Raw genomic sequence first — 12,535 nt, 5'->3', positions numbered from 1 at the left:
GCCGTCACGACTCGTCGGACAGTCCTGTGCACCCGCAGCGAGGATGAGGCGACCACGGTCGTCGACGAGGGAGGGCCTCGGGCAGGGTGATCTCGAAGGACCCGCCCAGGGCCGAGGCCTCTCGCCCGTCCACCACCGCGAGCGCCTGCGCACCGGCCGTCGCTGCGGCGACGGAGGCCAGCACGGACTCCTCGGACGAGCGCCCGGTCCCCGACGCGAGCTGCGCGCCGACGGTCGGCCAGCCGGTGTCCCCGTCGGCCCGGTGCAGGTCGACACACCGCAGGCAGGCCGAGCGTCCCGGGTGCACCAGCGGTCCCACCAGGGTCGAGGCCTCGCGCAGGACGACCGACAGGTGCGCGACCCTGTCGGCCACCAGGGGGTGGGACCGGACCGGGTCGGCCGCACCCGCCTCGACCAGCACCACGAGGTCGACCCGCCCGTGGCGCGGCGTCCGGGTGCGGACCAGGGGGGCGACCTCCTGCAGGACCCGACCTGCGGCGACCTGACGGGGTCGGTGCAGGTCGCGCGTGGTGTACCCGCCCACGCCGAGGTCCGAGGGGGTTACCGGCCGGTCGTCGTCGAGCTCGACCGTCCCGATCCCCGCCGCGGCGAGGAGGCCGGCCAGGCCGACCCCGGTCCGTCCGAGCCCCACGACCCGGACGACGGCGGAGCGGCGGCGTCGCAGCACGGCCGCGCCGTCACCACCCTCGCTCAGCATCGACCAGGCAGTGACATCGGGCTCGAGGCCCGCTGACGGTGCCGGTGCCGTGGAAGGAGGGGGGACCAGGAGCCGGGCGGTCCGCAGATGGGTGACCAGGAGATCGCTCTCGGTCGGTGGCACGGCCTCCCGTCGGAAGGCGGCTCGCAGGGCGCGGAGGTCGGCGCCCGAGGGCAGCGACCGCAGCGCGCGGGCGGCGGAGGGGCTCAGGTCGGTCAGGGTGACCGCCCAGCGAGGGTCGGTGCCGATCTGGACCCGGGTCGGGCTGCGCCACAGCACGGTCAGCCCGGGACGGAGCCGCAGCCGGACGTCGGCCGGGTCGGTGGTGCCCGGCTCCGGAGCGGAGCGGGCCGTGGTGGTGCTGCCGGTGTGCTTCATCGTGCCAAGCATCGGCGTGCGGGAGCGGTCACCGCAGGCTGTCCACAGGGACAGAGTCCGGAGACGCGGAAGGCGGCCCGCACGGGGCCGCCTTCCGTCGAGACTGGGTCAGGCCTTGCCGAGGATGCGGTTCAGCTTCGTGCCGCACACCGGGCAGATGCCCTTGGCCATCTTGCGACCGTTGGCGACGACGACGTCGCCCTCCGCCTCACGCTTCTCCTTGCACTTCACGCAGTAGAACTCACCCTTGTAAGTCTCAGCCATGAGGTATCTCCGTTCAGAAGTCTTGCGCCACCGAGCATGATCGGCCCGGCCAGCGACAGTGAGCGACGACCGGGGGTCGATCGTGCTCTCGTGCACCGGACAGCGTAGTCCGCACAGCGGATCCCGCGCGCCGAGAGGCCCGGCGGCGCGCCGTGGAGCGCCCCTCTCAGGATCGCGGCTGGTCCGACCGGGTGACCGCGCACACCGCGAGGGTGGCTGCAAGTACGGTGCTCGGGTGACCGAGGACACAGCTGAGACGTCGCTGGGGGAGGTCGAGGTCCGTCGCAGCAGGCGTCGGGTCCGCACCGTGACCGCGTTCCGGGAGGGCGACCGCACGATCGTGGCCATCCCTGCCCGGTTCACCCGGACCCAGGAGCGTGAGTGGGTCAGGCGGATGGTCGCCAAGCTCGCCGCGCAGGAGAAGCGCCGCCGGCCCTCCGACGAGCAGCTCGCGACCCGGGCTGCCGAGCTGTCGGCCCGCTACCTCGACGGCCGAGCGGTACCGACCAGCGTCGCGTGGTCGAGCCAGCAGGGTCGACGGTGGGGGTCCTGCACGCCCGGAGAGGGGACCATCCGCATCTCCACGCGCGTGCGCGGCATGCCGCGCTGGGTGCTCGACTACGTGCTCCTGCACGAGCTCGCCCACCTGCTCCACGGTGGTCACGGCCCCGAGTTCTGGGCTCTCCTGGACTCCTACCCGCGGACCGAGCGTGCCCGGGGGTTCCTCGAGGGGTTCGCCTTCCTGGCGGACAGGGCGGGCGACGGCCCCTCCGACGCCGGCCCCGCTGCGACCCACGGACCGGACGTTCACGACGGCGGGGACGACGACAGGGACGACGATGATGGGGAGGACCACGACGCGCGTGAGCCGGTCGGCGACCTCTCCGAAGAGGTCGAGGTGCACGAGCGGAGCTGAACCCTGCGCCGCGCGGTTCTCGCCTCGGTCAGGTCTGCTGCTCCTCGGTCGTGTCCGGGCCGAGGATCTCCGCCAGCGCGCGGTCGACGTCGGCGTGCTCGGTCCGCGTAGCCGCCCGTCGACCGGCGTAGCCGGCCGGGTCGTCGAGGTCCTCGGCCGTGGGCAGGAGGTCGGGGTGCGCCCAGACGGCCTCGCGGGCGGTGACGCCGCCGTCGGCGGCGATCGTGGACCACAGTCGTGCGGCGTCACGTGAGCGGCGCGGGCGCAGCTCGAGCCCCACCAGCGTCGCGAACGTGTCCTCGGCGGGCCCGCCGGCCGCGCGGCGCCGACGCAGCATCTCGCGCAGCGCCTGGGTGTGCGGCAGGTGCGGGGTGGCGGCGGCCGCGGTGACCTCGTCGACCCACCCCTCGACCAGGGCCAGCGCGGTCTCCAGGCGGGCCAGGGCGGCGTCCTGCGCGGGAGTGGTCTCGAGCGAGAACACCCCGCCCGACAGCGCCTGCTGCAGCGCCTGGGGGTCGGTCGGGTCGATCGACCGCACCGCCTCCTCGATCCGGTCGGTGTCGATGGTGATGCCGCGGGCGTAGGCCTCGACCGTGCCCATCAGGTGCGCCCGCAACCACGTGACGTGCGTGAACAGCCGTGCGTGGGCGGCCTCGCGCAGGGCCAGGAAGAGCCGGACCTCGTCCTCGGGCACGTCCAGGCCCTCGGCGAAGCCGGTGACGTTGCGCGGGAGCAGGGCCATGCCTGGCTCGGTGACCAGCGGGATCCCGATGTCGGTGGTCCCGAAGACCTCGTGGGAGAGCGTCCCGGCGGCGTGGCCGACCTGCATGCCGAACACCGCGCCGCCGAGCTGGCGGAGCATCTGCCCGGCGCCACCGAGGGCGCCGCCCGACGGGTCCTGGCCGAGAAGACCGGCACCCTCGAGCCCGGGCAGCTCGAGGTCCTCCGGGAGCTGCGAGGCGAGCGCGGCGGCGAGGGCGTCGGCGACCGACGAGGCCACCGGCTCGGTCAGCGACCGCCACGTGCTCAGCGTGTGCTCGACCCACTCCGAGCGGCTCCACGACCGCACCGGGCCGCCTGCGGGGGGAAGGTCGGTCGCCGAGTCCAGCCAGAGCTCGGCCACGGAGAACGCGTTGCTGACCTCACGTCGCTGCGGCTCGGAGACCGAGGGGTCGCCCTGCGCCACCGCGGTCTGCCGGGCCAGGTCGTGGGCGAGGGTCCAGTTCACCGGGCCGTCCCCCGAGGTCGCGAGCATGCGCTGCACCTGGCCGAGCACCTGGCTCAGGATCGCCGGGTCGTCGGGCAGGCCCGCAGCTGCGGCCATCGCGCGCAGGTCCGGCGTGCCGGCGTCACCACCCAGGCCCAGGGCGCTCAGGTCGCCGCCCCCGCGCTCGCGGAGCTCACGCAGCACGGCGTCGGCGTCGGGCCCGAGCATCGAGCGCAGCAGCTCCTCCCACTGGGCGGGCACGTCCGGGCCCCCCGGGGCGTTGGAGTCATCGGGCGGGATGCTCATCGGTTCCTCCTGGGACGATGGGCCGGTGGATGTCCCACGGTAACCACATCGGCGCACGACACGAGGGCGAGGCGACATGACGACCACGACGGTTCGCTCTGGGCGCAGCGACGCGGGCGACGCCGTCGTCGTGGTGGGTCGCGGCCCGCTCGCGGTGGCCGTGGTCACCCGGCTCGCGGCCTCATCGGCCCTCGGCGCGGTCCGCTCGGTGCCCGAGCTCCCGGCCGTCGGGGCGCACGAGGTCCTGGCGGGAGCCGCGGCGGTGGTCCTGGTCGCGGACGAGGCCGACCTGTCGGCGCAGACGAGCGTGACGCCCGACGAGCGCCGCACCGCCGCGGTCGCCCAGGCGCAGCGCACGGTCGAGGGGGCGCGGGCCGCAGGCGTGCGCCAGGTGGTCGCGGTCACGTCGGCGATGGTGCACGGTGCGAGCCCCGGCCGGGCTGTCATCACCGACGACGAGCCACCCCCCGCGGGACCCGGCGACGGACTCGTGGGGGATCTCGTGGCGACCGAGGCCGTGCTGGCGCGGGCCGCCCGACGTCGCGGACCGAAGAGCCCCACGATCATGGTCCTGCGACCTGCAGCGGTGGTCGGTCCGGGGGTCGACACCCTCGTCACCCGCCATTTCGCTGCCCCACGACTGCTCGCCGTGCGGGGGGTCGAGCGGGGGTGGCAGCTGGTGCACGCGGACGACGTCGCCTCGGCCGTCGAGCTCGCCCTCGTGGAGCGCTGGAGCGGTTCGGCGACGGTCGCCGCAGGACCGGTGCTGACCCTGGCGCAGGTCGAGCTCGCCGCGGGGATGCGGCGCATCGAGCTCGCGGCGGTCACGGCGTTCGGGACGGCCGAGCGGCTGCAGAGGGTGGGGGTGATCCCGACCCCGGCGAGCGAGCTGGCCTTCGCGGTGTACCCGTGGACGGTCGAGCCGGCACGGCTGACCGCAGCGGGGTGGGAACCCGCCCACGACGCGGACGACTGCCTCGCCGTGCTGCTCGAGGGGGTCCGCGGGCAGACGGCCGTGGCGGGGCGTCGGCTCGGTGGCCGTGACGCCGCGCTCGGGGCGGCCGGAGCCGCGGTGGCGGTCCTCGGCACGGCCGCGGCGTGGCGTCAGGCGCGGGCGCGACGCCGCGGGTGACGGATGATGTCCCCGTGACGCAGCACGAGAGCGGTGGCCTCGCCGCCGACCAGGAGCAGACCGACCCGGCGGGGTGGCCTGCGACGGGCGCCCCCACGAGCCACCGCGCGGAGCCCGCCCCGCCCTCGCCCCGGGCGATGACGCTGTCCGTCGCGACGGTGTCCACGGCCCTGCTCGTCGCGGTCGCGATGATCCTGCCGGTGCCCTACGCGGTGTCCTCCCCGGGGCCGACGCGCGACACGCTCGGTGAGCACGAGGGGTCACCCCTGATCACGATCGAGGGCGTCCCCACGTACGAGTCGACCGGCGAGCTGCGGCTGACGACCGTCTCGGTCGCGGGCGGGCCGGCGTACCCCGTCACCCTGAGCGGCCTGGTGCGGGGCTGGCTCGACCCGGCCCGTGCGGTCAGACCTGTCGAGGAGGTCTTCTCCCCTGACGAGTCCCGCGACGCGATCGACGCGCGCAACGTCGCCGCGATGGTCTCCTCGCAGGAGTACGCGACGGTCGCTGCCCTGGAGGAGCTCGGCTACGAGGTCCCCACGGTGCTGCGGGTCGGCGACACCGTCGAGGGCACCGGCGCGGACGGCGTGCTGCGAGCCGAGGACGTCATCGTGGAGATCGAGGGGGTCGGCGTCCCGAGCTTCTCGGTGCTCTCCGAGCAGATGGACGCGGTGGATCCCGGGGCGACGATCACCGTGGCCGTCGACCGGGACGGAGCGCGCCACGAGCTCGAGGTGACCACGGTCGAGGACGAGGGTCGGGCGTTGCTCGGTGTGCTCATCGACCCCCAGTTCGAGCTCCCCGTGGACGTCACCATCGACATCGACAGCATCGGCGGCCCGAGCGCCGGGTCGATGTTCGCGCTCGGGATCATCGACCTGCTCACCGAGGAGGACGAGGCCAACGGCGTGGCCATCGCCGGCACCGGCACGATCGACCTGTCCGGGCGCATCGGGGCCATCGGCGGCATCCGGCAGAAGCTGCACGGGGCGACGCGCGACGGCGCGACGTGGTTCCTGGCGCCGTCGGGCAACTGCGACGAGGTCGTGGGTCACATCCCCGACGGCCTGAGCGTCACCCCGGTCGCCACACTCGCGCAGGCGCGTGCCGCGGTCGAGGCGATCGGCGCGGGCGAGGGCGCGGACCTGCCCACCTGCGACCAGCTCGCCTGAGCTGTGCCGGGCCGGCCCGGGATCGGGCTGCCCGGGGCGTCGGGCGCGGGTGGAGGGAGCGCTCAGGTGGCGGTCAGCTGAAGGTCGCGCGGACGGCTTCGACGAGCCCGGGGACGAGGTCGGGTCCCCCACCGACGGCGTCGTCGGAGTCGTTGGCCCGGGTCCGTACCGCGCACCAGCTCTCGCCCGTGCGCAGCGCGCCGACAGCGATCCGCACGTCCTGCCGCTCGGGGTGGCTCATCAGGTAGTCCAGCGCAGCCTCGGGGTCGCCCGGCATACCCTCCTCGGCGGCCGGGGGCAGGACCACGCGCTCGACGACGACCGCGGCGCCGTCGACGCTGGGCGGCCACGTCAGGCCGCCGAGCAGCTGCTCGAGGTCGGTCACCGACGGGAGGCCGTCCTGCTCGACCGAGGTGAGGTGGTGCGGGTCCCGGCGTGCGCGGGCGACGACGTCGGCGGGGAGCTGCTGCTCCAGACCCGGCTCGGTCGCCAGGGCGTTGGCCGTGCCGACCAGGGCGAACACCCGGACCGGGCCGTCCCATCCGCCCGAGGAGACATGACGCTCGATCTCGTGGACCGCGTCGGCGAGGCCAGGTCGGGCGGGCGTGGAGTCGGTCGGGATGCCGGGCTGGGTCGGGTCGTCGCTCATCGCCCCATGCTTGCAGGTACCGGGTCGGGATGCCGTGCGCTGCACGGGGCGGCGGCTCGTGTGGGAACCTGGGAGCCACCTGGGACGTTCCACAGCAGACACCTCGTACTGCCCTTCCGAGGGTACGTGCGCGGTGACAGCCGCCGCCCGCCGACGACGCCGATCCACGAGGTACCCACGACGTGACCTTTGCACCTTCTCCCCGCCCAGCTGCCGGCGCCCCGAGCCCGGCCCGACGTCGTGGGGCCCTGGGCCCCACGCTGATCGTCCTCGCCGCGCTCGGCGTGCTCCTGCTGATCACCGCCCAGGTGTGGACCGAGGTGCTCTGGTACAGCCAGCTCGGGTTCCTCGAGGTCCTGCGGACCGAGTGGGTGACCCGTGGCCTGCTGTTCGTCATCGGCTTCCTGCTGATGGCCACGGCCGTGGGCGTCAGCCTGAACGTCGGGTACCGCACCCGGCCGATCTACGCGCCGTCGACCCCCGAGCAGGCGTCGCTGGACCAGTACCGCGAGATGATCGAGCCCCTGCGTCGCCTGGTCATGATCGCCGGACCGGCGCTGCTGGGCTTCTTCGCCGGCGCGGCGGCCTCGGCGCAGTGGACCACGGTGCAGCTGTACCTCAACCAGGTCGAGTTCGGCGTGCTGGACCCCCAGTACGGCATGGACCTGTCGTTCTTCATCTTCACGCTGCCGGCGGTCCGGTTCGTGGTGTCCTTCCTCATGGCCGTGGTGGTCATCGCGGGGATCGCCGGTGCGGCGACCCAGTACCTGTACGGCGGCCTGCGTCTGGGCGGTGGAGGTGAGCGCACGACGCGCGCCGCGCGCGTGCAGCTCGGTGTCGTCGCCGCGCTCGTCATGCTGCTGATCGCCGCCAACTACTGGCTCGACCGGTACTCGCTGCTGACCAAGTCCGGTGAGCGTTTCGAGGGTGCGTCCTACTCGGACATCAACGCCGTGCTCCCCTCCCGGGTCATCCTCACGGTCATCGCGATCATCGTGGCCGGGCTGTTCCTGGTGGCCGCGCTGCGCGGCACGTGGCGCCTGCCGGCCGCCGGTGTGGCCGTGATGGTCGTCTCGGCCATCGCGATCGGCGGGATCTACCCCGCCGTCGTGCAGCGGTTCCAGGTCGACCCGAACGCACAGACCCTCGAGGCCGAGTTCATCCAGCGCAACATCGACGCGACCAAGGCCGCCTTCGGGCTCGAGGACGTCGAGATCACCACCTACAACGCGGCCCTCGAGCCCGAGGAGGGTGGCCTGCGGGCCGACGCCGAGACGGCGGCCAGCATCCGGCTGCTCGACCCCGCGATCATCAGCCCCTCGTTCCGCCAGCTGCAGCAGAACAAGCAGTACTACAACTTCGCCGACACCCTCGCGGTCGACCGGTACGAGATCGAGGGTGAGAGCCGCGACACGGTGATCGCCGTCCGCGAGCTGAACCTCGCCGGTCTGGGCGCCGACCAGCGTTCCTGGATCAACGACCACACGGTCTTCACCCACGGATTCGGCGTCGTCGCCGCGTACGGCAACACCACCGCGGCCGACGGTCGCCCCGCCTTCTACCAGGGCGGCATCCCCTCGACCGGTTCGCTGGGCGACTACGAGCCGCGCATCTACTTCGGGCAGAGCACACCCGAGTACTCGATCGTCGGCGCCCCCGAGGGCGCCGAGCCGTGGGAGCTCGACTTCCCGGACGACGACGCCGGTGGTCAGGTCAACACGACCTTCCCCACGCAGGACGTCGCGGCCGGGCCGAGCATCGGCAGCACCTGGAACAAGCTGCTCTACGCGATCAAGTTCGGCTCCGAGCAGATCATGTTCTCCGACCGGGTGACCGAGGACTCGCAGATCCTCTACGACCGCGACCCGCGGGACCGGGTGGCCAAGGTCGCACCGTTCCTGACCCTCGACACCCGGGTCTACCCGGCCGTCGTCGACGAGCGGGTGGTCTGGATCGTCGACGGGTACACCACCTCCGACGCCTACCCCTACTCGGCCTCGCGGCCCCTCGAGGACATCACCACCGACTCGCTGACCACCCAGTCGGACGTCATCGCCGCGCTGGCCCCCCAGCAGGTGAACTACCTGCGCAACTCGGTCAAGGCGACGGTGGACGCGTACTCGGGTGAGGTGACGCTCTACGCGTGGGACGACGAGGACCCGATCCTGCAGGCATGGACCAGCGTGTTCCCGAACATCGTCTCGCCGATGAGCGAGATCTCGGGCGACCTGATGAGCCACCTGCGCTACCCCGAGGACCTGTTCAAGGTCCAGCGGAACCTGCTGTCCAGGTACCACGTGGACAACGCGTCGGACTTCTACTCGGGCCAGGACTTCTGGGCCAACCCGAACGACCCGGTCAACAACGAGCGCGGCCCGCAGCCGCCGTACTACCTGACGCTGCGGATGCCCACGCAGGACGAGCCGACCTTCTCGCTCACCTCCACCTTCATCCCGGGTGGCAACACCGACCGCAACGTGCTCACCGGCTTCCTCGCGGTGGACGCTGAGCCGGGCAACGGCGAGGGGGAGCGGCGTGAAGGGTACGGGCAGCTCCGTCTGCTCGAGCTGCCACGTAACGCCACCGTGCCCGGGCCGGGCCAGGTCAACAACAACTTCCGGTCCAACCCGGAGGTCTCCGAAAGCCTCAACGTGCTGGGGCTCGGCAACTCCACCGTGGTGCCCGGCAACCTGCTGACCCTGCCCGTGGGTGGCGGCCTGCTCTACGTGCAGCCGGTGTACGTGCAGTCCTCCACGGGCACGCAGTTCCCGCTGCTGCAGCGGGTGCTGGTCTCCTTCGGTGAGGAGATCGGCTTCGCCAACACCCTGGACGAGGCCCTCGACCAGGTCTTCGGCGGAGACGCAGGGGTCGGCGAGGTCGGCCCCGGTGACGACGTCGAGGTGGTGCCCGACCTGCCCCTGGACCCGCTGCCAGGTGAGGGTGACCCGCCCCCGGCCCCGACGACGGCCCCCGAGCCGACCGACGAGCCCGAGGTCGACGAGCCGACGACACCGACGGTCCCCGGCGACGCCCGGGCCCGCCTGTCCGCCGCGCTCGACGACGCCCGTGAGGCCATCGCCGACGGGCAGGACGCGCTCTCCGCAGGTGACTTCGCGGCCTACGGCGACGCTCAGGAACGGTTGCAGACCGCGCTCGAGGCAGCCATCGCCGCCGAGGCCGAGCTCGCCGGGTGAGGACGACCCGCTGACCTGAACGGTGACGTGCTGCCGGGTCGGGTGAGCGGGGAAGGATCGTGGACGGGGCGGTGCCGAGAAGGCACCGCCCCGTCGCGTCTGCGCGAGGTGTGCGCGGCCGAGGCGTGAGGCGGTGCCTGAGCCGGCGCCTGAGTGGTGAGCTGGCGGGGCCAGGGCGACGATTTGCTCTGGTCGTCCCCGGGCACGTATGGTTACGGAACCGACGCGGGGTGGAGCAGCTCGGTAGCTCGCTGGGCTCATAACCCAGAGGTCGTAGGTTCAAATCCTACCCCCGCTACTTGTGAAGTAGCAGTTCAGAGGCCCTTTCGATCTTCGGATCGAGAGGGCCTCTGGTGTTGTGGCGATGAGGCGCGACGATCTCCTCGGCCGGGGTGTCGGGCTGCTCGAGTCGTCGCACGAGCCTGCTCACCGCCCTTCCGGCGATCAACGAGGTGTTGAGTGACGCCGTGCTGAGCGAAGGGGCGAGTTCCGTGTGGTTCGGCGGCAGAGAACGGTCAGGCCGGGCTGCACACGCTGGTCTCGATCATGTCGCCGATCGCCGCGACGTCGTCCTGCGTGAGCTCCTCGACGGCGCCCTGGCTGAACAGCTCGTCGACGCGCTCGTGAACGTCGTCCTGAGTGGCTCCGTCGTCGATCTCGGCACAGATCTCCTGCGCCCACTCCACGACCTGCCCACCAACAAGCCCTTCGTCGATCTGACTCACCTGGTCCAGGAAAGCCCCGTACTCCTCGGCGCCCTCGGTCGGGGCGGGCGAGCCGACCGGCGACGGCGAGTCGGGCGGGTCGGGCTGCTCACCGGTTCCTCCGCAAGCAGTCAGGGCGAGGCAGGTGGCAACCAGCAGAGCTGCGGGACGACGACGCACGGTGCCTCCTGGTGGGTCGAACGGGTGCCCCTCCATGACAGCACGGTGCCCTGGTGTACGCGCGGCGTGCGGGTCACCACGGCTCACAGACCCGGTGACCGAGCCTGACACCGACGCCGACGCCGACGCCGACGCCGACGCAGGTCCTGAGTCCGAACCGAGGTCTGTCGGTCGAGGCCGAGGTGCTGGACCGCAACGCCGAGCCGGTCGAGGTGACGGTCGACTACAGCTTCTTCGCCACCGCCTACGGCGGCGACTGGTCGTCGCGGCTGCGTCTGGTTCACCTGCCAGAGTGCGCCCTGACGGCACCTGGGCGACCCGAGTGCCGTGAGCAGATCGAGCAAGGAGCGCGAGGCTTATCTCTTCAGTGCATGGCCGTGTCCGGGCTTCGCGCGTCCCGCCGGGCGCCGCGTTCTCCCTCAGAGTCCATCGACCGGACCTCGATCCGCTCTGCGTCGGCGTAGCGCAAGCGCTCGGGCCCGAAGGGTCGGTCGAGGCGGTACGGACGCACGCTGCACGCACACCACGCGACCCGTGCCCGTGACCCGGGTACTCATCACCGGGGAAGGGCGGCGGTGGCGACGACGACGCTGTTGACGATGATCGCGGAAGTGGTGCGCGTGACCGCTTCGCCGGCGGCTCCTGCGCCCCAGCTCCCGCGCTCGAGCTCCTGGGCGCGGGTGACGACGGACGAGGTCCAGGGGATCCACGGGTCGAACTGGGGGAGCGTGCCGCTCGCCCAGATCAGTGCAGCGAGCGCGGCGGTACGGGGTGTCGGCTCCGCCCCGTCGACGAGGACGTCGCGGACGTCCTCCAGGAGTCCGAGCCGGCGCCCGTTCCCGCCGTCCTCGAGAGCTGTGGTGGTGAGCAGGCCAAGCACCTTGCGGCTCACCTTGCGGAGGTCACCACGTGCGATCAGACGCCCCAGCAGAGGCTGGCGGAGCGTCGGTCCGATGGCGGCGAGGAGGGTCTGGACGTCGCGGGGTCGCTCGGAGACGTAGTCCCAGGCAGCGAGGAGGATCTCGTCCGACGGTGCCCGACCGTCGACCGCCTCGATGCTCTCGGTCCCGGTCCGGGCCCCCGTGGTCGTCACGCGCTCGTCGAGGGCGAGGTCGGCGAGCGCGGCCCCGGCGAGGACGTAGTAGAGCGTGGTCTCTCCGGCGATGGTGCCTGAGGCGGGTTGGAACAGGAGGAGAAGGAGGTCCTCGGCCAGAGTCGGTGCGTCCGGGGCCTTCGCCCCGCCGGGTGTCTCGGCCGCGCCCTCGACGCGGGGATCCTCAGGAGGCTGAGTCATCGGTTCTTCCTCTCGCTTGTGAACCGGAGCTCCGACCGATCGGTCCGCAGGGTGCGCCGGGTAGCGGCGCCCTGCGGAGCGCCCTCCATGCTCAGCAGGGTAGGTCGAGCACCGCGGCGAGACGGATGCGTCCTCGGTAGCCGGTCGGAGACCACCATGTGCGTTCGTGACCGCGGTCAGTGCATCAGCTCGTGCTCGTGCTCTGCGGCGAGGTCCTGGTTCGCGGCTACACCCCGGAGCGTGACGAGGGCCCAGATGGCGGCGAGGACCAGAACAGTGCCGTCGATCGTGATCAGCAGCAGCGGGAGGACCAGCACGGCAAGACCGACCCAGCTCCTGGCTGTGGCCTTGAGAACGATGTCGTTCATGACGGTTGCTCCTCCGTGGTCCGGTGGGTCGTGGTCGAGACGTCAGAGAGCGC

At 72.5% G+C, this 12,535-nt stretch carries 11 protein-coding genes and 1 tRNA gene; 5 read left to right on the top strand and 7 right to left on the bottom strand.

Features of this window, described 5'->3' with window-relative positions:
• Positions 1-4: 4 nt before the first annotated feature.
• Together M1R94_RS02410 and M1R94_RS02405 are read right to left on the bottom strand one after the other, a co-directional pair.
• On the bottom strand, positions 5-1,096 hold the full coding sequence (locus M1R94_RS02410) for a ThiF family adenylyltransferase (protein ID WP_249380074.1): 1,092 nt from the start codon (positions 1,094-1,096) through the stop codon (positions 5-7).
• 108 nt (positions 1,097-1,204) lie between these two features.
• Complete coding sequence (locus M1R94_RS02405) at positions 1,205-1,360, bottom strand: DUF5679 domain-containing protein (protein WP_149204333.1); 156 nt, start codon at positions 1,358-1,360, stop codon at positions 1,205-1,207.
• Positions 1,361-1,595: 235 nt separating this feature from the next.
• Here M1R94_RS02405 and M1R94_RS02400 point away from each other — a divergent pair, with 235 nt between their 5' ends.
• Entirely contained in the window at positions 1,596-2,276 is a 681-nt protein-coding gene (locus M1R94_RS02400) for a M48 metallopeptidase family protein (protein ID WP_249380073.1), read from the top strand.
• Positions 2,277-2,304: 28 nt separating this feature from the next.
• On the opposite strand, the gene M1R94_RS02395 is transcribed toward M1R94_RS02400, so the two are convergent.
• Positions 2,305-3,789 (bottom strand): zinc-dependent metalloprotease, encoded by a 1,485-nt coding sequence (locus tag M1R94_RS02395; protein ID WP_249380072.1) that lies wholly within the window; start codon positions 3,787-3,789, stop codon positions 2,305-2,307.
• A 76-nt stretch (positions 3,790-3,865) separates the two neighbouring features.
• Between M1R94_RS02395 and M1R94_RS02390 the strand changes: the two genes are divergently transcribed.
• Entirely contained in the window at positions 3,866-4,921 is a 1,056-nt protein-coding gene (locus M1R94_RS02390) for a Rossmann-fold NAD(P)-binding domain-containing protein (protein ID WP_249380071.1), read from the top strand.
• Positions 4,922-4,935: 14 nt separating this feature from the next.
• Positions 4,936-6,093 (top strand): YlbL family protein, encoded by a 1,158-nt coding sequence (locus tag M1R94_RS02385; protein ID WP_249380070.1) that lies wholly within the window; start codon positions 4,936-4,938, stop codon positions 6,091-6,093.
• Positions 6,094-6,166: 73 nt separating this feature from the next.
• Here M1R94_RS02385 and M1R94_RS02380 read toward each other — a convergent pair whose 3' ends face one another.
• Positions 6,167-6,742, bottom strand: coding sequence for a PPA1309 family protein (locus M1R94_RS02380; RefSeq protein ID WP_249380069.1), 576 nt, complete (start codon positions 6,740-6,742; stop codon positions 6,167-6,169).
• Between the two features lie 182 nt (positions 6,743-6,924).
• On the opposite strand from M1R94_RS02380, the gene M1R94_RS02375 reads away from it, so the two are divergent.
• The gene (locus M1R94_RS02375; RefSeq protein WP_249380068.1) at positions 6,925-9,936 is read left to right on the top strand and encodes a UPF0182 family membrane protein; all 3,012 of its coding nucleotides are present in this window, start codon (positions 6,925-6,927) and stop codon (positions 9,934-9,936) included.
• 224 nt (positions 9,937-10,160) lie between these two features.
• Positions 10,161-10,234: transfer RNA gene (locus tag M1R94_RS02370), tRNA-Met, on the top strand.
• A gap of 217 nt (positions 10,235-10,451) precedes the next feature.
• Here the strand turns inward: M1R94_RS02370 and M1R94_RS02365 are convergent.
• From M1R94_RS02365 to M1R94_RS02355, 3 genes are all read right to left on the bottom strand, one after another.
• On the bottom strand, positions 10,452-10,856 hold the full coding sequence (locus M1R94_RS02365; RefSeq protein WP_249380067.1) for a hypothetical protein: 405 nt from the start codon (positions 10,854-10,856) through the stop codon (positions 10,452-10,454).
• Positions 10,857-11,376: 520 nt separating this feature from the next.
• Positions 11,377-12,114, bottom strand: a complete 738-nt coding sequence (locus M1R94_RS02360; protein ID WP_249380066.1) for a GOLPH3/VPS74 family protein — start codon at positions 12,112-12,114, stop codon at positions 11,377-11,379.
• 176 nt (positions 12,115-12,290) lie between these two features.
• The gene (locus M1R94_RS02355; protein ID WP_249380065.1) at positions 12,291-12,482 is read right to left on the bottom strand and encodes a hypothetical protein; all 192 of its coding nucleotides are present in this window, start codon (positions 12,480-12,482) and stop codon (positions 12,291-12,293) included.
• Positions 12,483-12,535 lie beyond the last annotated feature (53 nt).

It is taken from the genome of Actinotalea alkalitolerans, from assembly GCF_023369855.1.
GTDB lineage: Bacteria > Actinomycetota > Actinomycetes > Actinomycetales > Cellulomonadaceae > Actinotalea.
The sequence above is the reverse complement of the archived record's forward strand: the minus strand, read 5'-3'. Positions and strand labels throughout refer to the sequence as shown.